Below are 23,642 nucleotides of genomic sequence, written 5' to 3'. Positions count from 1 at the left end.
TTATGGGCGATAGCATTCTTTCACAAGCAGAGATTGACGCACTGTTAAACGGTGATAGCGGTGGCGAAGAGCCAGTGGCGGTGGCCGGTAATGAAACAGACGTTAAACCTTACGATCCGACCACCCAGCGACGTGTAGTGCGCGAGCGCCTACATGCGCTGGAGATCATCAATGAACGGTTTGCCCGTCAGTTCCGCATGGGGCTGTTTAACCTGTTGCGCCGCAGTCCAGACATCACCGTTGGCCCGATAAAAATTCAGCCATATCATGACTTTGCCCGCAACCTGCCAGTACCAACCAACCTCAACCTGATTCACCTCAAACCGCTACGGGGAACGGCGTTGTTCGTTTTCGCCCCAAGCCTGGTGTTTATTGCGGTTGATAACCTGTTTGGCGGCGATGGTCGCTTCCCGACCAAAGTGGAAGGCCGTGAGTTTACCCACACCGAACAACGCGTGATTAACCGTATGTTACGGCTGGCATTGGATGCCTATCGTGATGCCTGGGCCCCTATCTATAAAATAGATGTGGAATATGTCCGTTCAGAGATACAGGTGAAATTCACCAATATCACCACCTCCCCCAATGACATTGTGGTCACGACCCCTTTCCAGGTGGAAATCGGGGCGTTGAGCGGCGAGTTCAACATCTGTATTCCGTTCGCCATGATAGAACCGTTGCGTGAATTGCTAACCAATCCGCCGCTGGAAAACTCGCGTCAGGAAGATAGCCACTGGCGTGAAACGCTGGTTAAACAGGTGCAGCATTCCGAGCTGGAGTTGGTGGCAAATTTCGTCGATATCCCCCTGCGCCTGTCGCAGATCCTAAAGCTACAACCGGGTGATGTGTTACCGATAGATAAACCGGATCGACTGATTGGCCATGTCGACGGTGTACCGGTGCTGACCAGTCAGTACGGGACATTAAACGGACAATATGCCCTGCGAGTTGAACATTTGATTAACCCTATTTTGAATGCTCTGAATGAGGAACAGCCCAATGAGTGACCCTAAGCTTCCGTCTGGTGATGGAAAGGAATCCGTGGACGATCTGTGGGCTAATGCGTTTGATGAGCAGCAAGCAGCAGAGAAACCAGCGGCCACAACCGAAGGCGTATTCAAATCGCTGGAAGCGCCGGACGCACTGGGTAACCTGCAAGATATCGATTTGATTCTGGATATTCCGGTAAAACTAACCGTGGAACTGGGCCGCACCAAAATGACCATTAAAGAGTTACTGCGCCTGTCCCAGGGTTCGGTAGTCTCCCTCGATGGCCTGGCGGGTGAGCCACTGGATATTCTGATTAACGGTTATCTGATTGCTCAAGGTGAAGTCGTGGTGGTCGCTGACAAATACGGCGTGCGCATCACAGACATTATTACACCGTCCGAACGTATGCGTCGCCTGAGCCGCTAATGAGCGCTGAGATACAACCTGTTAGCTCGGTGGCAGAGACAACCGCCGCCCTACAGCAAACACCGACAACCGGCTTTGCCGCCAGCCACCCTGGTATTGCGGTGCAATCAGCCCCTGCTGCGATGCCTGCCGGTAGTGTTTTAACGCAAGTAGGCAGTGTGCTGGGGGGGATCTTACTGCTCATTCTGTGCGCCGCCTGGCTGGTGCGCCGTTTAGGTTTTGCGCCGCAGGCACGTAACAGCAAGCTATTGAATGTACGCGCCAGTTGTCAAGTTGGCCAGCGTGAGCGGGTGGTCATTGTCGAAGTGGATAATACCTGGCTGGTGCTGGGTGTTACCGCACAACAAGTTACACCACTGCACACGCTGGTGCGCCCGCCGGTCGAAGAGACAGATAATCCGTTGTCGGTAGGCGGCACAAAACCGGCTGATTTCCGCCAGTTACTGAACAAGATCCTGAAACATCCGGAAAAATCAGCATGATGTCTTTACGTCCATTCATAAATAAAGTCTCTTTGCTGCTGCTCACCCTACTCTGCTCTCCGGCGGCCTTGGCTCAATTGCCCGGCATTATCAGCCAGCCACTGGCAAACGGTGGCCAAAGCTGGTCTTTACCGGTGCAAACGCTGGTTTTTATCACCACGCTGAGCTTCCTGCCCGCCGCTTTGCTGATGATGACCAGTTTTACCCGCATCATTATCGTGCTTGGCTTGCTGCGCAACGCCTTGGGCACCCCTTCAGCGCCACCGAATCAGGTGATGCTCGGTCTGACGCTATTTCTGACCTTTTTTATTATGTCACCGGTGTTTGACAAGGTGTATCAGGATGCTTATCTGCCATTCAGTCAGGACAAAATAAGCATGGAAGTCGCAATAGACAAAGGCTCGCAACCGTTGCGTGAATTTATGCTGCGCCAAACGCGTGAATCTGATCTAGCCCTGTACGCCCGTTTAGCCAATCTACCGCCATTGGAAGGGCCGGAGGTGGTACCGATGCGCATTCTGCTACCTGCTTATGTCACCAGCGAGCTAAAAACCGCCTTCCAAATCGGTTTTACCGTGTTTATTCCCTTCCTGATTATCGATCTGGTGGTAGCCAGCGTGCTAATGGCATTGGGGATGATGATGGTGCCCCCGGCCAGTATTTCGCTGCCCTTCAAGCTAATGCTATTTGTCCTGGTTGATGGTTGGCAGTTGCTACTGGGTTCTCTGGCACAGAGTTTTTATAGCTAAGGTAGACTGTCATGACACCTGAATCAGTAATGGCCCTCGGCGTTGAGGCAATGAAAATCGCCCTTGCTCTGGCGGCACCCTTATTATTAGCCGCACTGATAAGCGGCCTGATTGTCAGTCTGTTACAGGCCGCCACCCAGATTAACGAAATGACGCTGTCGTTTATTCCCAAAATACTGGCTGTTTTTACCACAATGGTGATTGCCGGCCCGTGGATGCTAAATCTAATTCTGGACTACATGCGTAATCTGTTTACCAGCCTGCCCACGTTGATTGGTTAAACATGTTATCTATTGATACCACTCAACTTAGCGCATTGGTCAGCCAGTATTTCTGGCCACTTATCCGCGTACTGGCGCTGATCAGCACTGCGCCGATATTGAATGAGAAGCAGATAAACCGCAAAGTTAAGATCGGCTTAGGCGTATTGATTACCTTTCTGATTGCCCCCTCCCTGCCGCCAGTCAATATTCCTATCGCCTCCATTGGCGCTATCTGGGTTGCGGGCCAACAAGTGCTTATTGGTGTTGCGATTGGCCTGACCATGCAATTTGCCTTTGCCGCGATCCGCCTGGCCGGTGAAGTGATTGGTTTGCAAATGGGATTATCCTTTGCGACCTTCTTCGACCCCTCCGGCGGCCCGAATATGCCGGTACTGGCACGACTCCTTAACTTACTGGCAATGCTGCTGTTCTTATCCTTTGATGGCCACTTATGGTTAATTTCACTGCTGGCAGACAGTTTTCATACGATTCCTATTCAATTAGAACCCCTCAATGGCAACGGTTTTCTGGCATTAACTCAAGTCGGTTCTTTAATCTTTATGAGCGGGCTAATGTTGGCGTTGCCAATGATAACCCTGTTGCTAACCCTGAATATGGCGTTAGGGATGCTCAACCGCATGACACCACAACTCTCGGTGTTCGTGATAGGTTTCCCGCTCACCTTAACCATTGGTATTATTTCAATGGGATTAATGATGCCGCTGCTGGCCCCCTTCGCAGAACATTTATTCGGCGAAATTTTTGACCGGCTGGCTGGGGTGTTGAGTGGTATGGCGGGTTAACGCTATTGAGGGGATACAACCCGCAGGGCAAGCCTACGGGCCATAGACGAGTTACTTATTCAGTTGGAACAGCGACAAGCCCTGCATATTGGTGAACGTGGTATACGAGGCCTGTAACGCCGCCTGCTGCATCACATAGGATGAGATGGTCGCAGTCCAATCGACATCCACCAAATCGCTTAATCGTTGTTTATTGATAAGCGTGCGGTCACTGCCCAAACTGTCCAGATTATCCAGTTCTTGTAGTTGAGTACCAATCTCTGCCTGCACAGACAAGACATTATTCAATGAGTTAGCCATCCCGCGGATACCTTTGTCCATATCCGCATTGGCCTGATCTTTAACTGCATCTGTTGCACCCTGCAAAGGCACCTTCAGCGAGTTCAACACGGTATCAATGGTATTGAAGATATTAGCTTCAGAGGCAACCGGTGTCCCCATCGCGTCATCAGGCTCTGGTTTTGCGTTACTGGTCAGAGCCATAAAAACACTGGAACCGGTATGCCCAACCGTAATTGAGCGATTGGCATCCACTTTTTGTTCAATCGCTACATCGCCACCTTGATAAGTTACCGCACCAGTTGCGCTGACCGCAAAAGGAGGCTTGTCACTTTTGAAGCCACCAAAGATGTAACGACCGTTGCCATCAGTGGTGTTAGCCTGATTGACTAACTGGTCTTTCAAACCCTGTAACTGAGTGGCATAAGAAGCGCGATCATCGTCACTCAATATGTCACTTTTAGCACTGATAATAATACTTTGAATCGACTGAATGGTACTGGTAGCTTGTGCCAAAACCGTTGTTTCCAATGATGAACTCTGGCGTGCAAAGCTGCGTGCGAGTGCGTATTGGCTATTTTCTGACTCAGCTTGCGATACCATAACGGCCTGAGAAGCGGACATCGGGTCATCCGATGGGTTGACGACGCGCTTACCCGTAGAAAGTTGTTGGCCCGACTGCATCCAAAGTGATTGGGCGTTAGTCACGCCCTGCATATTTTGCTGATACAACATGCTGGTACTTAAGCGCACGATGTCAGTTCCTTTTAGCAATTGCCAAGCCCGCAAATGTCTCTCAACAATAATACGGGCTTAACTCGATATAAAATAAGTTACGGCACGACAAATAACCGCAGGTAATCACTTAACCACGCAGACCCAGAAGCGCATTAAATAGCGTCGAGGCAGTTTGAATAACCTGCGCATTCGCCAGATAATATTGCTGGAAACGCTGCAAATCGCCGTACTCTTCATCCAGGTTTACCCCAGAAATAGATTGCTGCTCGGCGGTCAACTGTTTGACGATATTAGCCTGCGCCGTGCTGTTGGTTTTCGCAGTAGCGGTCTGGTTACCGACGTTACTGACTAAACCGGCATAGGCACCCGAGAGTGTCGCTTTGCCATCCACCAGTTTCTTGGTTTGCAGATCTAATAACGCTTGTGCGTTAGTATTATCGCTGGCACCGCCGTCTTTGGTTCCCGCAGCCGCAATCTTGCTGGAGTCAGAAATAGCAACCTGCAAATTGGCCGCTACGTTAGATACCGTTTTCACGGTGAATTTGTCTTTTGCCTGCGGGCCAACAGTGCCGTTATCGATGCTGACCGCCACGCCATCAAAGCTTAGACCGGTGGTTTTACCACTGCCATCAAGCACAGGGTTCGCTGGCACTTTGGTATTATCAGATAAGCGGGTAACCTGCCAATTAGTGCCGTCAAACTCAACGCTGTAATCACTGGCCTTCACCTTTGAGGTATCAGTGTAAGACACACTCAAACCGGCATCACCCTGATTGCGGGCATTTTTCAGCGTGGTCGGGTCGGAAAAACTGAAGAAATCAGTACCGGCATCGCCGTTAGCATCAAACCCGACTTTATGCTGGGTGTTGAAGCTGTCAGCCATTACCAGCGCCAGTTGCCCCAATTGATTACGGGCGCTATCCAGGGCTTCACTGCGGAATTTCAAGGTTCCACCAAGGCTACCGTTCGTCAGGCGGCTTTCATCGACTTCGAGTGTATCGCCGCTGCCATATTTGTAGCCAAGGGTTAAACGGGTCGCATCCCCGCTGGACGGAATAGCTTCAACTTTATACGCATTCGGCCCTTGTACCAGTGACAGCCCCCCGGCAAAAGAGACGTTATAAGCATCGCCATCTTGCTGGGTCACCGTCACGCCGACAATCTGGTTCAGTTCTGTTACCAGTTGATCGCGCTGGTCAAGTAACGCATTCGGTTCGCTGCCACTGCTACCCCGTAGGCGGGTAATTTGGTCATTCAACTTAGCAATTTGCTCAGCATAGTTATTGATTTGCGTGGCACTCTCGGTAATCTTTTGGTTTACACCAACATCCATATCACGCAGATATTTGTCTGCATTCTGGAACTGGTTAACCAGACCTTCGCCTTTACCCAACACCGTTTTACGGGCAGCGTCATCACCGGCATTACTCACCAGATTTTGCAGGTTACTGAAAAAACCCTGCATGGTGGTAGAGAGGTTGTTTGAGCTATTTGACAGCAAGTTATCAATTTGCGAAATTTGCTGATAATAGGTAGTCAACCCGCTGCTTTGCGTTTGTGAAGAACGTAACTGGTTAGTAATAAAGGCGTTATATTCACGATTAACACCGGTAATCGTCACGCCGTTACCCAGAAAACCGGCCGGACTTAGCGTTCCGCCATTTTGGGCAAAAATAGCGTTCTGACGGTTGTAACCTGCCACCTGAAAGTTGGTGATGTTATTACTGACGGTGCTCAGGGCATATTGCGCGGCGCTCAGACCACTCATCGCAGTATTCATTAAACTGTTGGACATAAAGAAATCCTTTTACCGCAGACGACGAGCAACGCAGCGCCTGCATTAATTAATATTGGGATACTGCCTGAGGAGACCTAAGCCCCCGCACAGCCTGTCATGATTATCGGCCAGACTTAGGAAAACTTGAGTAAAAATATGGGGGTAAAACTCGATCATCACCAATCCAATAGGCGTTATTGCCGCAGACAGTTTAGGTACGGTCAGCGCACAGGTAACAGAGCGATCACCATGACTTTGTAAATTATGGCTACGTAACGGTGCCGAGCACTGTCCAATCCCAAAGCGGCAAGTAAAATAGCCTATTTAGAACAACTGATTTAGGTCGCTGCTGTATGCTTTTGCTGCTTGCTCGCCGGCATTCTTCATTTGCTGGATAACACTGACCAGTTTCTGCGCATATTGCGGATCTGTTGCGTAGCCCGCTTTTTGCAGAGCGTGCGCCCCCTGCTCTGGGCTTTGGGCGGCAGCAACATTGGCGTAGCGTGGGTTCTGGGTTAGCAATTTAACATAATCACTCACCGCCTCCACGTAAGAGCCATACACCCGGAAACGCGCCTTGGTTTTCTTCGCCACACCCTGTTCATATTCGGTGGTAGTAATTTCGCTGACTGGCCCATCCCAGTTACTCCCCGCTTTGATACCAAAGACGTTGTAACTGGTTTTACCATCAGCGGTTGGGATTTCACGTTGCCCCCAACCGGACTCCAACGCTGCCTGAGCCACAATCAACTGATGCGGGATTCCGCTTTGCTGGCTGGCAATTTGCGCCGGAATAGACATCCGCGCGACAAAGTTACCGGTACTCTGCGGCAATACCACCATATTATTGGCCGGTGGCGTCGGTATCGCGCGGCGCATCATTTGCGCCAGCAAATGTGCCGGTAGCGTTTGCAGCACGTCGTTATCCAGCATCATTGGCACCGTACCTGCGGTTTCGCTCGGCGAGGTGGTGCCGGAGAGCTGTTCAACCATCATGTCGGCCAGCCCTAATCCTTTAGCCGACATCTGCTGCGCAATTTGTTGATCGTACATCGAGGTGTAAAGTTTGGTCTGCTCACTGTTCATCACCCCATCTTGCGGCAACGCGGAGCGCATACTTTTCAGCATCATCTGCACAAACATCCCCTCCACCTGCTGGGCAACCCGCTTCAGATTGCCCTGTGGATCGATGGCGGCATCGCGCTTTAGTGAATTCAGTGATTGGGCGTCATAAGCCGCCCCGGACATAGCCATCAAATCACTCATCAGATAATTTCCAATTTAGCCCGTAAGCAGCCGGCACTTTGCATCGCTTGCAAAATGGACATCAGATCGATCGGCGTTGCCCCCAGTGAATTTAATGCGCGAACGACATTGTTCAGGTTCGGGCTGGCATTAACCCGCTGTAGCACACCACCTTGCTGCTGTACCGAAATCTGGGTATTAGGTGTCACCACGGTCTGGCCACCACCAAATGGCGTATCTGGCTGACTGACAGTATTTTGTTTATCCACCACCACGGAGAGATTCCCTTGCGCCACGGCACAGGAATCCAATACCACGTTGCGGTTCATCACTACCGAACCGGTGCGGGAGTTGATAATCACCTTGGCATCACCGGCATCGACATTCACCGGGATATTTTGGATATCAGCCAGGAAACGCACCTGAGAACTGTTACCACGCGGAACCCGCACCTGAATAGTTCGCGCATCGAGCGCCGTGGCGGAGCCAAATCCGCGCTGACGGTTAATGGCATCACTCACCTGCTGCGCCAGGGTAAAATCTTCATTATTCAGTTGCAGATTAATCACGCCATCGGTACCAAAAGTGGTTGGCAATTCACGCTCAATGGTGGCCCCACCGCTGATCCGACCACCGGTTAATTGGTTTACCTGAACACTGCTCCCCCCCGATGAAGCACCGGCACCGCCCACCAACACGTTCCCCTGAGCCAATGCATAGACCTGATTATCCACCCCTTTCAATGGGGTCATCAGCAATGTGCCGCCGCGAATACTTTTAGCGTTACCCATTGAAGAAACCACAATATCAATGGTCTGCCCGGCGCGGGAGAATGGTGGTAATTTGGCCGTCACCATCACCGCAGCCACATTTTTCAACTGCATATTGGTGCCCGGTGGCACAGTAATCCCCAATTGCGACAACATGTTGCTCAGACTTTGCGTGGTAAACGGCGTTTGCATGGTCTGGTCGCCAGAACCATCCAGCCCGACCACCAGGCCATAACCGATCAACGCGTTATCCCGCACACCCTGAACGGTCACCAAATCGCGGATACGCTCGGCTTTCGCCGGTATCCACACCAGCGAAATCAAGGTAATACATAAAATGAAGAGTGACTGTTTGCGCATCATTGGGCCTCTTAGTACGGTGAGATATTAAGGAAGAACCGCTGTAACCAGCCCATGGTTTGCGCTTCATTGATATAACCATTACCCACATACTCGATACGTGCATCCGCAACCTGGGTTGAGGTAACGGTATTGCTGCCGCTGATGGTGCGTGGGTTAACTACCCCAGAGAAGCGGATGAATTCGGTTCCCTGATTGATTGCAATCTGTTTCTCACCGACCACATGCAGGTTGCCGTTAGCCAGCACCTGATCGACGGTCACGGTAATAGTACCGCTGAACGTGTTGTTGGCATTCGCGCCACCCTTGCCACCAAAGGTATTGTCACCAGAGATATCCATATCAGCACGCGCATTACCCAATAATCCTTCCAGATAACGCGGCGCGGTCGCCACACCAAATTTGCTGGAACCATTGCGGCTGGCATTGGCTGAAGAGCTTTTGCTGGCACTGACGTTTTCCTGCAAAGTGATGGTTAACGTGTCACCGATATTACGTGGGCGACGGTCTTCAAATAAAGGCTGATAACCATAGTTCATCGGCTGAGCTGCCTGAAAAATAGAACCATTTGGCAATGGCGCACTGGCGGGGGCGGGCTGGGCTGAGGTGGTGCCTTCCACCAGAGGTTTATGCGGAATATACGCGCAACCATTGAGCAGCATCGCCGTCAACGGCATACAGATCCATTTCAATTCACCTGATTTGCGCAGCGGCTTTCTGTCCATCTCTGATTATCAGTCCTGTAACCTGTTGGAGGCCGCGATAGCCAGCCTCAAATACGCATTATTCTGTGGCCGTCAGGGGGCTAAATTGCCCCCTGAAAGCGGATTTACAGTTGAGTCAGTTTTTGCAACATCTGATCTGAGGTTGAAACTGCTTTACTGTTGATTTCATAGGCTCGCTGCGTCTGGATCATGTTAACTAACTCTTCCGCCACATTGACGTTAGAGGTTTCAACATAGCCTTGATACAGCAAGCCACCGCCGTTCAGACCTGGCGTGGTTTCATTCGGCGCACCAGAGCTGGCGGTTTCCTGATATAAGTTCTCACCGACACTTTCCAGCCCACTGTTGTTAATGAATGTGGTGAGGGTAAGTTGCCCAACCTGCTGGGTGGCGGTTTGCCCCGGTAAAGTGACACTGACTATCCCGTCACGCCCCACGGTCATTTTCAGCGCATTCGCCGGAATGGTGATCGCCGGTTGAATCTGAAAACCGCCTGATGTCACTAACTGGCCGTTTTGGTCCACCTGAAAAGACCCATCGCGAGTATAAGCATTGGTGCCATCGGGCATTTGCACCTGAAAGAACCCTTCGCCTTTAATTGCGATATCTTTCGAGTTATCCGTTTTGGACAGATTACCCTGGCTGTGCAAACGCTCGGTCGCCACCGGGCGAACCCCGGTACCAATCTGTAAGCCAGATGGCAAGGTAGTTTGCTCGGAGGATTGCGCCCCCGGTTGGCGCATGGTTTGGTACAGTAAATCTTCAAAAACCGCCCGCTGGCGTTTAAAACCATTGGTACTGACGTTCGCCAGGTTGTTGGCGATGACGTCCATATTGGTTTGTTGTGCATCCAAACCGGTTTTGGCAATCCATAATGATGGGATCATCAGTTTATTCCTCTGCGCCTGCGCGCTTAACCCATTGCTAACAGCTGATTAGCGCGCTGTTCGTTTTCATCCACGCTGTGAATGACTTTCATCTGCATTTCGAAACTGCGGGCATTGGCAATCATGTCTGTCATGGCTTCAACCGCTTTCACGTTGCTGCCCTCCAACACTCCCGGCATTATCTTGATCAGCGGATCATTTGCCAGTTGCGCGCCACGCGCCTGTTGTGTTGCCGGTGTTAAATGGAACAACCCATCATCACCATGCATCACTTCACCCGCCGTCGCCTTGACCCGTTTGATCTGACCAAGCTGAGCAATGGTATTGGGTGAGTCGCCAGCGTTGAGTGCTGAGATAGTGCCATCGGCGGCAATGGTGACCGCGGCCTGCGGTGGCACTTCAATCGGGCCGTTATCCCCCATCAGCGGATAGCCCTGCACCGTCATTTGCCCATTGGATGAAATCTGAATGTTACCGTTACGGGTATAGGCTTCAGTGCCATCGGGCAGTTGCACTGCCAGATAGCCATCTTGCTGCAAGGCGACATCCAATGGGCGGCCACTGTAGTTCATCGTACCCTGACTGATATTGACACCGGGCGTCGATGCGGCGACCATCGTGCGGGTCATCAAGCTCGGTCCATCAATAGGTATTGCTCGCATCGCAGTTAGCTGTGCGCGAAATCCTAGCGTTGCCACATTAGCCAGGTTATTCGCCGTAACCGCCTGCTTTTCCAGTGACTGCCGGGCAGCCCCCATTGCGGTGTATATTGCGTGATCCATGAGCTAGCCCCGTCAGTTTGATTAACGCAGGTTAACCAGAGTTTGTAAGATCTGATCCTGGGTTTTGATGGTTTGCGCGTTAGACTGATAGTTACGCTGCGCCACAATCATGTTTACCAGTTCTTTGCTCAAATCCACGTTAGAGGATTCCAACGCACCACTGGTCAATGAGCCAAAACCACCACCGCCCGCCGTCCCAAGGATTGGGTTACCGGATGACTGGGTTTCTTTCCAGACGTTATCGCCTTGAGAGGCCAAGCCTTCAGGGTTAGAGAAGTTAACCAGTACTATCTGGCCCAGTAACTGGGTTTGTTGGTTGGAGTATGTTCCTACTACGGAACCGTCTTTATTGACCTGGAAACCGGTGAATTCCCCTGCGGCATAGCCCGTCTGGTTTTGTGCCGTGATACTGTCAGTACCGGTGTTCTGCTGTTTGCTGCCCGCCACATTCAGATCAAAGGTTTGTGCCGGAGCACCATTAACCACACCCATCGGGATAGTCATATTGAAGTCGGTGGTGCTGGTAGTACCGCCGGTTGGGGTCACACTTTTCAGCGCACCATTGGTATCAAATACCATTGTGCCACGCGCTGATGCGGCGGCCGGATCAGTTGGATCATATGGCTTAGTGGCATCTTTCAGTGTCGCGCTGCTGTCTTTGGTATACACCGTCCAGGTGTTACCACCGGTGGAATCTTCAGCGGTCTTAACAAAATACACATTGATATCGTGGCGGTTACCCAAGCTATCAAACGTAGTCATATTATTAACAAAGCTGTAGGTATCTGGCTTTTGCGGGTCGAATGCGTCGGTAATCACTTTATGGGTAGAGGTCAGGTTAGCGACCATGTTGCCTGATGTGGTTGCTTTGGCCGTGATCATGTCCTGTGGAATAGATAGCGGCACCGGATTCGCGCCTTGCTGAACGGTTGGTGGTGTGCCGGTTGCCGGATAACCGGTCAAACTCAAACCTTGCATGTTGACGATATTGCGGTTTTCATCGAGTTTGAACTGGCCGTTACGGGCAAAGTAAACACCGCCGCTGCTGTCTTGCATACGGAAGAAACCGTTCTGGCTGATAGCCAGATCCAAACGGCGGTTGGTGGTGGTTGGGGTACCGTCATTGAAGTCCTGAGTAATCCCGGCAACCTTCACGCCCATACCGGTTTGGGAACCCGCAAACATATCGGCAAAAGAAACTGAGCCGGCTTTAAAACCTGATGTCGCCGAGTTGGCGATGTTGTTACCGATCACATCCAAATTACTGGATGCTGCGTTCAAACCGCTGACAGCTTGAGAAAAGCCCATTTTCTTCTCCGTTAGATTCGGGGGTCCGTTACAGACCTGACGTATTGATAAGATATCAAACGCTATTTTTAAAATTTGAAGCCAGCCATTGCATCTGAATGGCTCACCACACGGTTCGCTTACCACTTCAGTGATGACTCATAAGTGCCATCACTGAATTACAAAATCTGCCGCACTTTATCCATAGTGATGGTGCCAGCCAGACCGAGATCTAACTTGGAGCCATCGCTACCACGGGTTACACCATTGACCACGGCATAGCTCAGCGGCGTTACCACCAACGATTCACCACCATTGCTGGCGGCAATGCTTACTGTGTAAGCGCCATCTGGCGCATTGCCACCCGCGTCCAGTGAGCCATCCCAGGTAAATGAGTGCACGCCCGCTGTTAGGCTACCGATATCAATGGTACGCACCACCTGACCATTGCCGTCACTGATAGTCGCGGTGACTTTATCGGCAGGACGTTCCAGCTCAAGGCCGAATGGCGTGGTAGTCACCGTGCCATCTTTGCTGCCGGTAAATATTGCCGTACCCGGTATCATCACGCCGTGACCAATCAAACTACTGGCTTGCAGCGACTGGCTGCTATCAATCTGGCCGGAAATTGAACCCAGAGTGGTATTCAGTTTTTCAATGCCACTCACGGTATTGATCTGCGCTAATTGCGTAGTCAATTCGTTGTTTTGCATTGGATTAGTCGGGTCTTGGTTTTTCAACTGCGCCACCAGCAAGGTCAAAAAGCTGTTTTGCAGATCCTGACTGGTACTGCCACTACCAGAGGTAGAGCTGGTGCCAGCAGTACTGTTAATACCGTAATCGCTATTGGTCAGGGAATTAGTAATGGCCATCTATGCAGGCTCCTGTTATTGACCCAGTGTCAGCGTCTTAAGCATCAAGGATTTTGTAGTATTCAGAACTTCAACGTTGGCCTGATAACTACGTGAAGCAGAAATGGTGTTAATCATTTCACCGGTTACATCAACGTTAGGCATACGTACATAGCCCTTGGCATCAGCCAGCGGGTTACCCGGCTGGAACACCAAACGGTCCGGTGCCGGATCATCAACGATTTGAGACACACGAACACCGCCGGTCTCCTGCCCCGCCTGAGCGGCAACCTGAAACACCACTTGCTTGGCACGATAAGGCTGACCATCCGGGCCGGTCACACTTTCGGCATTGGCCATGTTACTGGCGCTGACGTTCAACCGCTGCGATTGAGCCGATAATGCAGAACCGGCAATATCAAAAATATTCAGTAAAGACATACGTCTTATCCTTGTTGTAACACTGACATCATCCCTTTGATCTGACTGCCAAGAACGGTCAGGCTGGTCTGATATTTCAGGCTGTTATCGGCAAAGTTGGTACGTTCGCGGTCCATATCAACTGTATTACCATCCATCGCCGGTTGGTCTGGTACGCGGAATAACAAGTCCAGATCCGGCGGTTGAACCGTACTTGCCGGGATATGTCGAGCTGACGTTAAACTGAGCGATACCCCAGTACCATTGACTCGCCCTTGCTCCATCACTTTTTTCAGTTGGCTGGAGAAATCGATATCGCGTGCCTGAAAGCCGGGTGTATCCGCATTTGCAATATTGGATGACAGGACTTCCTGGCGTTGAGAGCGCAAGTTAAGCGCCTCTTGTTGAAAACGCAGAGCACCGTCCAGTTTGTCGAGCATAGTCCCCCCGCAAGGTTAGAATTTGGAGTCGACAGCATAAACGCCGTATAGGTAAGCCTATCGCCAGAATAAGGGCAAAATGCGTCGCTATTTGTTCCCTTAACCTTAGCGAGGTACAGGTACACTAGTGTGCAGAAGAGGTAATAGCCGTCTTTAACGGGATCGAGGGTTTAGCAAATAGCGGGGGCAAAAAGAAAACTGATGATAATGAAAAGTAATAGTGTCATGACATTGGCTCTTGGGCTGCTACTTGCTAGTCAAGCTGCCCCCCATCAGGCTTTGGCGGCAAATTTATCGGCGCAGGTAAATCAATTTTTCCAGCAGCAATATCCCGATAAAGAAAGTCAGGTCGCAGTTATTATCAAAACGCCCCAAAGCCAATGGCCACAATGTGAGATGCCTGAAATCACCCTGCCAACCCATTCCCGCCCTTGGGGGAATGTCAGTTTGTCGGTTCGTTGTAATGGCCAACGGCGCTTTATTCAAACCCAGGTGCAAGTCAGCGGGCGTTATGCCGTTGCCACTCGACGGCTGGCTGCGGGTGAGAAAATTAGTATGCCGGATATTGAAATGAAACAAGGCCGCCTCGATACCCTGCCGCCGGGTGCGCTGCTCGATACGCATTTTGCACAGGGTGCGGTTAGCTTGCGACAAATTAATGCCGGGCAACCGCTAACGCGCAATATGTTACGCCGCCTGTGGGTAATTAAAGCCGGGCAGGATGTACAAATATTAGCGCAGGGCGAAGGGTTCAATATTAACAGCACAGGCAAGGCCATGAACAACGCAGCGGTGCAAGATAGTGTCCGGGTACGCATGGCGTCTGGGCAAATCGTCAGTGGAACTGTGGCCGACAATGGTACGATTCAGATAATGTTATAGTGATTAAAGTTTTTTTAACCGGTGCCGATAACACTGTTATGCAGTTATCTGCGGGTAAAAAGTGACAATCCCGCCATTCTTTTACTGAAAGATAAAAGTCTTGCGGGTCGATAAACGTCAATCCCGCTATAAAGGGAGCAACACCATGAGTATTGATCGCACTCAGCCGCTATTACCGGTAACACAAGTGCAGCCACGGGAAACCAGTGACATCGCGCAACAAACGCGCAAACCGGCAACCCAGACAAAAACACCCGTCAGTGGTACCGAGGTTAAATTGAGTGATGCGCAGGCTAAGCTGATGCAACCGGGCAGCCAGGACATCAACGTTGAACGCGTAGAAACCTTAAAACAGGCCATTCGCTCCGGTCAATTGACGATGGACACCGGTAAAATTGCCGATGCCTTGCTAAAAAATGTGGCGGATGACCTCAAGAACAGTTAGTTGCAACAAATAGCTCGCCGTAAACATAAAAGGATACGTGGTGGTGGAAAGATTACAGACCAATCTGGACCAGCAGCTGGAACTGCTCGAATCACTGAAAACCGTGGTGGCACAAGAACAGCAGTTACTGTGCTCTGGCCGGATTCAAGGCGTGGTACTACAAGGTGTTACGGAGCAAAAAAGCTCAATCTTAGCCACGCTGGCTTATCTGGATCAGGCCCGACTCACCACGCAAGCAGCAATCAATGTACAAGCACCTTACAACCAAGCCGCGGCATTAGCCGACCGCTGGCAACGTATTTTGCAATTAGCCGAAGAATTGCACTACGGCAACTTACATAATGGATTGTTGCTACAACAGCACATTGAGCATAACACTCAGGCTCTGGCTGTCTTGAACACCCGTCATGGCCAATCACTGTATGGCCCCGATGGCCAATCCAAAGGTGCCAGTTTGCTGGGCCGTAAGATTGGGATTTAACAGACTATCCCTACGGATATAACCCGCCGCACTGCCGGGGATTATATCCGCCTGGCACCCCAATTTCGTCTAATTCAATCACCACACCAATGCTTCCTACCTATTCACAAAATGGTTTTTTCTGTTTGCTTGTAATGCGTTAGTCTGCTGAAACCAGGCAACAATGCTTGGTTACAAAGAGGGTAAATGAAAAAACAGCGTGTAAGTATCCTATTGGGATGGTTTTTTTGTGGTGCGATAGCACTCTCAATCAGTCAAACAGCACGGGCCGCTGATGCGGCCGAACAACCGGTCTATTTCTGTATCACTTGCTATCACCCATTTGTATGGTTTTAGCGATAGTTGACCAGCACTTGGTTGCTGATCACTTGCAGCGGTGGATTCACCCTGCCTTTGCCCGCAATGAAATAAACAAAGAACAGTTGATTCGCGGCGGCTTCACCTGCCAGCATACTGCTCTGTCCACTCCCCCCGTCAAGAGGCATACAACGGGTTGACGTACAGAGCCTCACTTCCAAACCATTTGGCGCTGCTGACATGAGCTGGTAGCGCCATCCTATCGAAACGATCCGCGCATCTTTATCGGCCAGTGCAACCGGCGATTGCAGCGCTGCCGATGAGGTCACCACTCCGCGTAGGCTCTGCGTGACACCAATACCGTCCGCCACCCAAGTGCCGGACACCGCACAGGCAAATAATGGCAGCACACCAATCACAAAAGCCAAGGGGCGAATCAGCATCAGGCGGCTCCTATCGTTGAAGTCATGCGGATCTGGCGGTTATCGCCAATTTCCAGATTAGATAGCACCACCATCTGCGGTAAACTACGACGCAGGAAGCGCGCCAGTAACGCCCGCAGTGCATGGTTAACCAGTAATACCGGTGGTGCGCCTAGCATTTCCTGCCGCTGTAGCGCTTGTTTGGATTGCTCCAGTAGCCGGTCTGCCAAACCCGGTTCTAACCCGCCACCGCCTTGCAACGCCTGTAATAATAGACGCTCCAATGCCGCATCCAGCCCGATAACCTGAATTTCACCGCTGCCAGGGAACCACTGCTGGGCAATCGAGCGCCCTAATGCCACCCGCACCACTGCGGTTAATTCATAGGGGTCCGTTTGGTTAGGCGCATGTTCAGCCAATGTCTCGATAATGGTGCGCATATCGCGAATCGAAACACGTTCCATCAGCAGATTTTGCAGTACCTTATGCAAGATAGTGAGTGTCACCACGCCGGGGACGAAATCTTCGGTCAGCTTAGGCATTTCCTGGGTAACCCTGTCCAGCAGTTGCTGCGTCTCCTGACGACCAAACAGCTCACTGGCATACTGGCTAATCAAGTGATTCAAATGCGTTGCCACCACCGTGCTGGCCTCAACCACCGTAAAGCCCTGAATCTGCGCCTGCTCACGTAAGGCGCTTTCAATCCATACCGCTGCCAGGCCAAAGGCAGGATCATGGGTTGTTTCACCGGGCAGTGTTCCGGCGGCATTACCGGGGTTAATCGCCAGCCAGCGCCCTGGATGAGCCTCGCCACTGCCGATTTCAACCCCTTTCATCAATATCCGATAACTCGCCGGTGGCAGCTCCAAATTGTCGCGAATATGCACCACTGGCGGCAGATACCCCATTTCCTGAGCAAACTTCTTGCGAATACTGCGAATACGCCCCAGCAACTCACCATTTTGCTGAAAATCAACCATTGGAATCAGCCGGTAACCCACCTCCATTCCGAGAGGATCTTCCAGTTGCACATCTGACCAGGTCGCTTCTGCGGCCTGTTGTTGGTCTTGGACGACCGGCGCTTGCTCAGCGACAGGTTGCTGCATTTGTTTGCCGCGCAAACGCCAGGCTAATGCCAGCAGTGCGGCGGTGAACAGCAAGAAGACAAAGTTAGGCATCCCTGGAACCATACCCAGCAGACCCAGCACGCTGGCGCTCAAGACCATCACTCGCGGGTTGTTAAATAGCTGAGTCACCATCTGCTGACCGACATCCTGATCGGTACTAACGCGGGTCACTATCACACCGGCGGCAGTTGAGATAACCAACGCGGGGATTTGGGCGACCAGGCCGTCACCGATGGTCAGCAAGGTATAGGTTTCAGCGGCATGTCCTAGCGCCATGCCATGCTGAATCACCCCGACCAACAAGCCGCCGACCACGTTTATTACCATGATAAGCAATCCGGCGACCGCGTCACCACGCACAAACTTACTGGCACCGTCCATCGAACCGTAGAAGTCAGCTTCTTGTGTCACATCTGAACGGCGCTTTTTCGCTTCATCTTCGCCAATCAGTCCGGCATTCAGGTCAGCATCAATCGCCATCTGTTTACCGGGCATCCCATCCAATACGAAGCGCGCCCCCACTTCGGCAATACGCCCAGCCCCTTTGGTAATCACCATAAAGTTGATGATCACCAAAATGATGAACACCACAATGCCGATAGCAAAGTTGCCCCCAACCAGGAAGTGGCCGAAAGCTTCGACAACCCGTCCAGCAGCAGCGGCTCCGGTGTGACCATCCATCAAAATGATACGGGTGGATGCGACGTTGAGCGATAAACGCAGCAATGTAGAAAACAGCAAAATAGTGGGGAAAGCCGCGAAATCCAGCGTGCGCTGGGTAAACATGGCGACCAATAGCACCATGATGGAAAGTGCGATATTAAAGGTAAATAGCAAATCCAGCGCGAAGGGAGGCAGTGGCAATACCATCATCGACAAAATCATCAGGATCAGGATCGGTCCTGCGAGGATTTGCCACTGCGTATCTTTGAAATTGCTCGGTAAACGTAGCAGGGCAGCCAAATTAGCCATTAGTCAGTCTCACTCTCTGTTGCAAAATCCAATGCTTCCGGCACCGGCAGATGTTCAGGTTTTTTCGGTACCAGCCCGCCTTCCCGCTTCCAGCGTTTCAACTGATAAACCCAGGCAAGGACCTCGGCGACCGCCGCATAAAGGGTGGCAGGAATATGTTGCCCGACCTCACTGTGGCGAAACAATGCCCGCGCCAGTGGGGGGGCTTCTAATAAAGGAATACGGTGCTCGGCACCCAGCTCACGAATACGCAGTGCTACCGCGCCCGCGCCTTTTGCCAGCACTTTTGGCGCACTCATTTTCGATTCGTTATATTGCAATGCCACCGCATAGTGAGTCGGGTTGGTGACTATCACATCGGCTTTGGGCACATCAGCCATCATACGGCGACGAGCCATTGCCCGTTGCTGCTGGCGGATACGTCCTTTGACGTGCGGGTCCCCTTCTTGATCTTTAAATTCATCACGTATCTCTTGTTTGGTCATACGTAACTTTTTGATATGGCTGGTTATCTGGTAAAATACGTCAAAACCAACCATCGGTAGTAGCCCTAAGACCACCACAAATCCGCAAAAAATAATCAAATTAAGCGCATCGCTCAATGCGGCAATAGGTGGTGCGGAAATCAGCCGCATCATTTGTGGCCAGTTGTGCCAAAGGAATAACCCTGTAACCCAACCGACCAGCGTCGCTTTGAGGATAGCCTTTAATAGTTCAGCCAGTGATTGTGAGGAAAACATCCGCTTTAGCCCGGCCAGAGGACTCATGCGTTGCAGGTCAAACTTGAAGGATTCGCCGCTAAATAGCACGCCACCCAGCAGCATCGGTACTGCCAATGCCACAATAACCAATCCCGCAAAGACCGGTAGCAAAGCCATAACAGCTTGCTTTAATAGCATGGCGGCTTGCCGCAACATTTGCTTATCATCACTGACCATGGCGTGATCAAAATGCAGTCCTTGGGAAATCATGGCGGCCAACTGGCGCGCCATCGACTCACCGGATATCCACAAGATAGCCAAACCGGCTCCGAGCATCAGCATCGAGGTCAATTCACGCGAGCGCGGGATCTGTCCTTTTTCGCGAGCCTTTTCCAGCTTATGTGCTGTGGGTTCCTCGCTTTTTTCTGCATCGCTATCTTCAGCCACAGCAATGGCCTCTGTTGGCGTAAATGTTACTGTTCAGCGTGAGCGCTTCCATGTCGGAAAATGAATAAATAACAAAATTGTTGTCTAGGATGACAAATATTCATCAAGTCTATGGTTGGAACAAAGCGACAATTAGGCGGTTATTTCACGAATGAGTGCCGTTAGTTGACAATGGGTAACCGGCCTTGGTCGACATTTAAATGCCCCTGTTGAGGAAATAGACAGGCTGAGTGTTATATAAAATAAGTCTGGCAGAGAATGGAAAAAAGATGACAGCGATGTGGTTTGAGAGGGCTAAGAACAACTTAAATCAAACGAGCTTATCGCAAAGATAAATAAATCAAGATGATAATGGCAGATGAGGGGTTCCTCATCTGCACTTTATAAGTGACTGTCAGCTTAGAAACCCAAACTGTCGAGCAAATCATCAACCTGATCCTGGTTGGCAATAACGCCAGCACCATTTTTATCCAGTTGTGGCCCATTGAGTAGGCTGTCTGCCGGTTTTTGCGGTTTTGCTGGCATATCTGGAATATTCTCCATCAGCACCATCAATAGTTGCTTCTCAATCTCTTGCACCACGTCCATCATGCGCTTGATAACCTGACCGGTAAGGTCCTGGAAATCCTGCGCCATCATGATTTCCAACAATTGCGCATTGGTAAATGAGGTATGTTGTGGCACCACATCCAGATATTCACGCGTGTCGCTCACCAGCGAGCGGGCATCTGATAACTCGATTGGGTTGGCGAACCATTCATCCCAGCGAACTGTAAGCGCCTTTGCCGATGATTCTAACTCATTTTGGCGCGGTTGCGCCGCTTCGACGCAGTTTAGTGCCCTTTCAGCAGCCTGGGCCGTCATATGAACTACATAATCCAGGCGGTCACGCGCATCTGGAATCGCTTCTGCTGCCTGCGCAATCGCCTGATCCAGCCCTAACTCGCGCAAACTGTCGCGTAACATCCGCGTCAGTTGACCAATGCGGCTTATGATATCGCTGGCTGATGCCGCATCTGTTGCGGGCATTTGATGGTTACTCATCTCGCCTCCTTACATACCCAACTTTTCAAAAATCTTATTGAGCTTCTCTTCCAAGGTAGCGGCAGTGAAAGGTTTCACTACATAACCACTGGCACCGGCTTGTGCTGCTGCGATGATATTCTCTTTTTTAGCTTCGGCAGTCACCATCAACACCGGCAAAGAGCCAAGAGCACCATCGGCACGGATAGTTTTCAACAGGTCCAGGCCATCCATATTTGGCATGTTCCAATCTGAAACCACAAAATCAAAACCCCCCGCACGTAATTTATTCAATGCGTCTACGCCATCTTCGGCCTCTTCCACATTGTTAAAACCCAGCTCTTTAAGCAGGTTTCGGACAATACGACGCATGGTCGAAAAATCGTCTACCACCAAAAATCTGAGATTCTTATCCGCCATACCAACTCCTAAGGTTTGTTGCTCACCGCTGAGCGATTAAATACCACGCCCGATTTACACCGGAAAAATTTCGCCCCAAAGACATTGGTGTTACAGCAAGGGAACAAGCAAACAAATCCCGATAAGCTTACATAAGTAAGTGATTCAGGTAAGTGCGCGCTGCTAACACCGCTGTAAGTCAAGGAATCAGGGGACTAGATTCGCAAGGCTTGGCCGCTGCTTATCTGTGCCAACATACGCTGACTTATCTGATTCAACTCCAGAACTTCATTCACACCGCCCATACCTATAGCTTCGCGTGGCATCCCGAAGACCACACAACTGGCCTCGTTTTGCGCGATGGTATAGGCTCCTGCCCGATGCATTTCCAGCAGGCCCGCCGCACCGTCATTGCCCATTCCCGTCAGAATCACACCAACCGCATTACGCCCAGCGTATTGCGCAACTGAGCGGAAAAGAACATCCACTGAGGGACGATGGCGATTAACAGCAGGCCCGTCGTGAATGCGCACTTGATAGTTCGCCCCACTGCGAGCCAGTTCCATATGCCGATCACCTGGTGCTATATAGGCATGTCCCGGTAATACTCGTTCACCGTCTTCTGCCTCTTTGACGGTGATTTGGCACAACTTATTAAGCCGTTCTGCAAACGAACGGGTAAAACCTGGCGGCATATGCTGAGTAATCAGTAGCGCCGGGCTGGTCGGCGGCAACGGCTGCAACACCATACGTATCGCTTCAGTACCACCGGTTGATGCACCAATCGCAATTAACTTTTCACTACTGAGCAGCGGCGTATGACTAAGCATAACCGGTGCATGTTCTGGGCCGCGCTGCGGTAATCGGGCTTTGGCTGCGGTGCGAATTTTCTCCGCAATTAACTCGCTGTATGCCAGCATCCCTTCCCGAATACCCAACTGAGGTTTGGTGACAAAATCGATTGCCCCCAATTCCAGCGCACGCATGGTTATCTCAGAGTTCTTACCAGTTAATGATGAAACCATCACCACCGGCATTGGCCGTAAGCGCATCAACTTTTCGAGAAAATCCAGCCCATCCATCCGTGGCATTTCAACATCGAGGGTCAAAACCTGCGGGTTGAATTTTTTAATTAAATCACGGGCAACCAGCGGGTCCGGTGCCGCAGCAACCATCTCCATATCCGGGTGACTGTTGATAATCTCAGTCATTAGCTGACGCATCAGTGCAGAATCATCAACGCACAATACTCTGATTTTACTCATCACCTCTCCTTGGTCAGTCCATAAACGGTCTGCCCGCGCAAATAAAATTCCCGACTGATTTGACTGAAATTCTCCGAGTGGCCTGCAAACATCAAGCCGCCAGGTTTTAGTAAAGGGACAAAGCGACGAAGAATGCGTTCCTGCGTCTCTTTATCAAAATAAATCATCACATTGCGGCAAAAAATAGCGTCAAACTGCCCCGGTAATGCCCACTCTGGTGCCAACAGATTGAGTTGCTGGAACTGAATCATATTGGCAAGCTCTGGCCGCACCCGCACCATGCCATGATGCGGACCAGTACCACGCAGAAAATAACGTTGCATCTGCTGTGCCGATAACGAACGCAACTCATCCTGCCGATACACGCCACTGGTGGCTTTTTCCAGTACCTGAGTATCAATATCACTGGCCGATACCTGACAAGATCCGGCCCGATTCCCCAACGCATTACTCAGAGTCATGGCGATGGAGTAAGGCTCCTCACCGGTAGATGCCGCGGTGCTCCAGACAGAATACGTTCCCGACCGCTGACGTGCATGTTCAGCCAAAATCGGAAAATGGTGCGCCTCACGGAAAAATGCCGTCAGATTAGTGGTCAAGGCATTAACAAATGCCTGCCACTCCGCACCATTCGGATCAGATTCCAGCAATGCCAGATACTGACCAAAATCGTTAATGCCCAGCAATCTTAGCCGCCGAACTAGCCGGTTATAGACCATTTCCCGCTTGTGATCGGCCAGAACGATGCCGGCCCGTTGATAAATAAGTTGGCAGATACGCCGGAAGTGGACATCCGACAGCGGCAGCCGTTGAACCATCTGGGTCAGTATCGAACCTGACTCTTGGGGTGATGGCTGGGGAGCCAGATTTAAAGATGATTGTTTCATCGATGATGGTTTCATCCGCC

Annotated in this window: 27 protein-coding genes; 9 read left to right on the top strand and 18 right to left on the bottom strand. The window is 51.0% G+C overall.

Annotated features, from left to right (window positions below; translation table 11 throughout):
• The first annotated feature begins 2 nt into the window (after positions 1-2).
• The 6 genes from fliM to fliR are packed head-to-tail and all read left to right on the top strand — an operon-like array spanning position 3 to position 3,713.
• Positions 3-1,007, top strand: a complete 1,005-nt coding sequence (fliM, locus tag AT01_RS00495; RefSeq protein ID WP_004700939.1) for a flagellar motor switch protein FliM — start codon at positions 3-5, stop codon at positions 1,005-1,007.
• Complete coding sequence (gene fliN / locus AT01_RS00490) at positions 1,000-1,416, top strand: flagellar motor switch protein FliN (protein WP_042545658.1); 417 nt, start codon at positions 1,000-1,002, stop codon at positions 1,414-1,416. Before fliM ends, fliN begins: the two co-directional genes overlap by 8 nt.
• Entirely contained in the window at positions 1,416-1,898 is a 483-nt protein-coding gene (gene fliO / locus AT01_RS00485) for a flagellar biosynthetic protein FliO (protein ID WP_042545657.1), read from the top strand. The genes fliN and fliO overlap by 1 nt, the downstream gene beginning before the upstream one ends.
• On the top strand, positions 1,895-2,647 hold the full coding sequence (gene fliP, locus AT01_RS00480; RefSeq protein WP_042545656.1) for a flagellar type III secretion system pore protein FliP: 753 nt from the start codon (positions 1,895-1,897) through the stop codon (positions 2,645-2,647). The genes fliO and fliP overlap by 4 nt, the downstream gene beginning before the upstream one ends.
• An 11-nt stretch (positions 2,648-2,658) precedes the next feature.
• Positions 2,659-2,928: a flagellar biosynthesis protein FliQ gene (fliQ, locus tag AT01_RS00475; RefSeq protein ID WP_004700941.1), complete on the top strand. Its 270-nt coding sequence runs from the start codon at positions 2,659-2,661 to the stop codon at positions 2,926-2,928.
• 2 nt (positions 2,929-2,930) lie between these two features.
• Positions 2,931-3,713: a flagellar biosynthetic protein FliR gene (gene fliR / locus AT01_RS00470; RefSeq protein WP_004700942.1), complete on the top strand. Its 783-nt coding sequence runs from the start codon at positions 2,931-2,933 to the stop codon at positions 3,711-3,713.
• 51 nt (positions 3,714-3,764) lie between these two features.
• On the opposite strand, the gene flgL is transcribed toward fliR, so the two are convergent.
• The 11 genes from flgL to flgB form a co-directional block, all read right to left on the bottom strand.
• Positions 3,765-4,745, bottom strand: coding sequence for a flagellar hook-associated protein FlgL (gene flgL / locus AT01_RS00465; RefSeq protein WP_042545655.1), 981 nt, complete (start codon positions 4,743-4,745; stop codon positions 3,765-3,767).
• A gap of 112 nt (positions 4,746-4,857) precedes the next feature.
• A complete protein-coding gene (gene flgK / locus AT01_RS00460) occupies positions 4,858-6,525 on the bottom strand; it encodes a flagellar hook-associated protein FlgK (protein ID WP_042545654.1) in 1,668 nt (555 codons plus the stop codon).
• Between the two features lie 306 nt (positions 6,526-6,831).
• Positions 6,832-7,773, bottom strand: a complete 942-nt coding sequence (gene flgJ, locus AT01_RS00455; protein ID WP_042545653.1) for a flagellar assembly peptidoglycan hydrolase FlgJ — start codon at positions 7,771-7,773, stop codon at positions 6,832-6,834.
• Entirely contained in the window at positions 7,773-8,882 is a 1,110-nt protein-coding gene (locus tag AT01_RS00450; RefSeq protein ID WP_042545652.1) for a flagellar basal body P-ring protein FlgI, read from the bottom strand. Before AT01_RS00450 ends, flgJ begins: the two co-directional genes overlap by 1 nt.
• Before the next feature lie 11 nt (positions 8,883-8,893).
• Entirely contained in the window at positions 8,894-9,607 is a 714-nt protein-coding gene (gene flgH, locus AT01_RS00445) for a flagellar basal body L-ring protein FlgH (protein WP_042545651.1), read from the bottom strand.
• 104 nt (positions 9,608-9,711) lie between these two features.
• Positions 9,712-10,494, bottom strand: coding sequence for a flagellar basal-body rod protein FlgG (flgG, locus tag AT01_RS00440; protein WP_004700956.1), 783 nt, complete (start codon positions 10,492-10,494; stop codon positions 9,712-9,714).
• 26 nt (positions 10,495-10,520) lie between these two features.
• Positions 10,521-11,276: a flagellar basal body rod protein FlgF gene (locus tag AT01_RS00435; protein ID WP_042545650.1), complete on the bottom strand. Its 756-nt coding sequence runs from the start codon at positions 11,274-11,276 to the stop codon at positions 10,521-10,523.
• Between the two features lie 21 nt (positions 11,277-11,297).
• A complete protein-coding gene (gene flgE, locus AT01_RS00430; RefSeq protein WP_042545649.1) occupies positions 11,298-12,584 on the bottom strand; it encodes a flagellar hook protein FlgE in 1,287 nt (428 codons plus the stop codon).
• Between the two features lie 158 nt (positions 12,585-12,742).
• Positions 12,743-13,435 carry a flagellar hook assembly protein FlgD gene (gene flgD / locus AT01_RS00425; protein ID WP_042545648.1) on the bottom strand — a complete coding sequence of 231 codons (693 nt, stop codon included), beginning with the start codon at positions 13,433-13,435 and terminating at the stop codon, positions 12,743-12,745.
• A gap of 15 nt (positions 13,436-13,450) precedes the next feature.
• A complete protein-coding gene (gene flgC / locus AT01_RS00420; RefSeq protein WP_004700967.1) occupies positions 13,451-13,855 on the bottom strand; it encodes a flagellar basal body rod protein FlgC in 405 nt (134 codons plus the stop codon).
• A gap of 5 nt (positions 13,856-13,860) precedes the next feature.
• Complete coding sequence (gene flgB / locus AT01_RS00415; RefSeq protein ID WP_004700969.1) at positions 13,861-14,274, bottom strand: flagellar basal body rod protein FlgB; 414 nt, start codon at positions 14,272-14,274, stop codon at positions 13,861-13,863.
• Positions 14,275-14,475: 201 nt separating this feature from the next.
• On the opposite strand from flgB, the gene flgA reads away from it, so the two are divergent.
• The 3 genes from flgA (at position 14,476) to AT01_RS00400 (ending at position 16,082) form a co-directional block, all read left to right on the top strand.
• Positions 14,476-15,156, top strand: coding sequence for a flagellar basal body P-ring formation chaperone FlgA (gene flgA / locus AT01_RS00410; protein ID WP_042545647.1), 681 nt, complete (start codon positions 14,476-14,478; stop codon positions 15,154-15,156).
• Between the two features lie 145 nt (positions 15,157-15,301).
• Positions 15,302-15,601: a flagellar biosynthesis anti-sigma factor FlgM gene (gene flgM, locus AT01_RS00405; RefSeq protein WP_042545646.1), complete on the top strand. Its 300-nt coding sequence runs from the start codon at positions 15,302-15,304 to the stop codon at positions 15,599-15,601.
• Between the two features lie 40 nt (positions 15,602-15,641).
• A complete protein-coding gene (locus AT01_RS00400) occupies positions 15,642-16,082 on the top strand; it encodes a flagella synthesis protein FlgN (RefSeq protein WP_042545645.1) in 441 nt (146 codons plus the stop codon).
• Between the two features lie 332 nt (positions 16,083-16,414).
• On the opposite strand, the gene AT01_RS00395 is transcribed toward AT01_RS00400, so the two are convergent.
• The 7 genes from AT01_RS00395 to cheR form a co-directional block, all read right to left on the bottom strand.
• Entirely contained in the window at positions 16,415-16,822 is a 408-nt protein-coding gene (locus AT01_RS00395) for a flagellar protein FlhE (RefSeq protein WP_042545644.1), read from the bottom strand.
• Positions 16,822-18,900 (bottom strand): flagellar biosynthesis protein FlhA, encoded by a 2,079-nt coding sequence (gene flhA / locus AT01_RS00390; protein ID WP_004700977.1) that lies wholly within the window; start codon positions 18,898-18,900, stop codon positions 16,822-16,824. The genes AT01_RS00395 and flhA overlap by 1 nt, the downstream gene beginning before the upstream one ends.
• On the bottom strand, positions 18,900-20,048 hold the full coding sequence (gene flhB, locus AT01_RS00385; RefSeq protein WP_042545643.1) for a flagellar biosynthesis protein FlhB: 1,149 nt from the start codon (positions 20,046-20,048) through the stop codon (positions 18,900-18,902). The genes flhA and flhB overlap by 1 nt, the downstream gene beginning before the upstream one ends.
• Positions 20,049-20,447: 399 nt before the next feature.
• On the bottom strand, positions 20,448-21,092 hold the full coding sequence (gene cheZ, locus AT01_RS00380) for a protein phosphatase CheZ (protein WP_004700978.1): 645 nt from the start codon (positions 21,090-21,092) through the stop codon (positions 20,448-20,450).
• Positions 21,093-21,101: 9 nt separating this feature from the next.
• The gene (gene cheY, locus AT01_RS00375) at positions 21,102-21,491 is read right to left on the bottom strand and encodes a chemotaxis response regulator CheY (RefSeq protein WP_004700981.1); all 390 of its coding nucleotides are present in this window, start codon (positions 21,489-21,491) and stop codon (positions 21,102-21,104) included.
• A 194-nt stretch (positions 21,492-21,685) separates the two neighbouring features.
• The gene (locus AT01_RS00370) at positions 21,686-22,735 is read right to left on the bottom strand and encodes a protein-glutamate methylesterase/protein-glutamine glutaminase (protein ID WP_004700983.1); all 1,050 of its coding nucleotides are present in this window, start codon (positions 22,733-22,735) and stop codon (positions 21,686-21,688) included.
• Positions 22,735-23,553, bottom strand: a complete 819-nt coding sequence (gene cheR, locus AT01_RS00365; RefSeq protein ID WP_042548437.1) for a protein-glutamate O-methyltransferase CheR — start codon at positions 23,551-23,553, stop codon at positions 22,735-22,737. Before cheR ends, AT01_RS00370 begins: the two co-directional genes overlap by 1 nt.
• Between the last annotated feature and the right edge of the window lie 89 nt (positions 23,554-23,642).

Origin of the sequence: Yersinia aldovae 670-83 (assembly GCF_000834395.1) — a bacterium.
GTDB classification, from domain to species: Bacteria; Pseudomonadota; Gammaproteobacteria; order Enterobacterales; family Enterobacteriaceae; genus Yersinia; species Yersinia aldovae.
Note: the sequence above shows the minus strand (reverse complement) of the source record. Positions and strands in the feature narration are given on the sequence as shown.

Coding starts and splice junctions, on each gene's coding strand:
- cheZ (WP_004700978.1), bottom strand. CDS start 21,092: ATGAGTAACCATCAAATGCCCGCAACAGATGCGGCATCAGCCAGCGAT.
- cheR (WP_042548437.1), bottom strand. CDS start 23,553: ATGGTTCAACGGCTGCCGCTGTCGGATGTCCACTTCCGGCGTATCTGC.
- flgM (WP_042545646.1), top strand. CDS start 15,302: ATGAGTATTGATCGCACTCAGCCGCTATTACCGGTAACACAAGTGCAG.
- fliM (WP_004700939.1), top strand. CDS start 3: ATGGGCGATAGCATTCTTTCACAAGCAGAGATTGACGCACTGTTAAAC.
- flgJ (WP_042545653.1), bottom strand. CDS start 7,773: ATGAGTGATTTGATGGCTATGTCCGGGGCGGCTTATGACGCCCAATCA.
- AT01_RS00450 (WP_042545652.1), bottom strand. CDS start 8,882: ATGCGCAAACAGTCACTCTTCATTTTATGTATTACCTTGATTTCGCTG.
- flhA (WP_004700977.1), bottom strand. CDS start 18,900: ATGGCTAATTTGGCTGCCCTGCTACGTTTACCGAGCAATTTCAAAGAT.
- flgD (WP_042545648.1), bottom strand. CDS start 13,435: ATGGCCATTACTAATTCCCTGACCAATAGCGATTACGGTATTAACAGT.
- flgC (WP_004700967.1), bottom strand. CDS start 13,855: ATGTCTTTACTGAATATTTTTGATATTGCCGGTTCTGCATTATCGGCT.
- fliN (WP_042545658.1), top strand. CDS start 1,000: ATGAGTGACCCTAAGCTTCCGTCTGGTGATGGAAAGGAATCCGTGGAC.
- fliP (WP_042545656.1), top strand. CDS start 1,895: ATGATGTCTTTACGTCCATTCATAAATAAAGTCTCTTTGCTGCTGCTC.
- AT01_RS00370 (WP_004700983.1), bottom strand. CDS start 22,735: ATGAGTAAAATCAGAGTATTGTGCGTTGATGATTCTGCACTGATGCGT.
- AT01_RS00435 (WP_042545650.1), bottom strand. CDS start 11,276: ATGGATCACGCAATATACACCGCAATGGGGGCTGCCCGGCAGTCACTG.
- flgK (WP_042545654.1), bottom strand. CDS start 6,525: ATGTCCAACAGTTTAATGAATACTGCGATGAGTGGTCTGAGCGCCGCG.
- AT01_RS00395 (WP_042545644.1), bottom strand. CDS start 16,822: ATGCTGATTCGCCCCTTGGCTTTTGTGATTGGTGTGCTGCCATTATTT.
- flgB (WP_004700969.1), bottom strand. CDS start 14,274: ATGCTCGACAAACTGGACGGTGCTCTGCGTTTTCAACAAGAGGCGCTT.
- fliR (WP_004700942.1), top strand. CDS start 2,931: ATGTTATCTATTGATACCACTCAACTTAGCGCATTGGTCAGCCAGTAT.
- flgH (WP_042545651.1), bottom strand. CDS start 9,607: ATGGACAGAAAGCCGCTGCGCAAATCAGGTGAATTGAAATGGATCTGT.
- fliQ (WP_004700941.1), top strand. CDS start 2,659: ATGACACCTGAATCAGTAATGGCCCTCGGCGTTGAGGCAATGAAAATC.
- cheY (WP_004700981.1), bottom strand. CDS start 21,491: ATGGCGGATAAGAATCTCAGATTTTTGGTGGTAGACGATTTTTCGACC.
- flgE (WP_042545649.1), bottom strand. CDS start 12,584: ATGGGCTTTTCTCAAGCTGTCAGCGGTTTGAACGCAGCATCCAGTAAT.
- flgG (WP_004700956.1), bottom strand. CDS start 10,494: ATGATCCCATCATTATGGATTGCCAAAACCGGTTTGGATGCACAACAA.
- flgA (WP_042545647.1), top strand. CDS start 14,476: ATGATAATGAAAAGTAATAGTGTCATGACATTGGCTCTTGGGCTGCTA.
- fliO (WP_042545657.1), top strand. CDS start 1,416: ATGAGCGCTGAGATACAACCTGTTAGCTCGGTGGCAGAGACAACCGCC.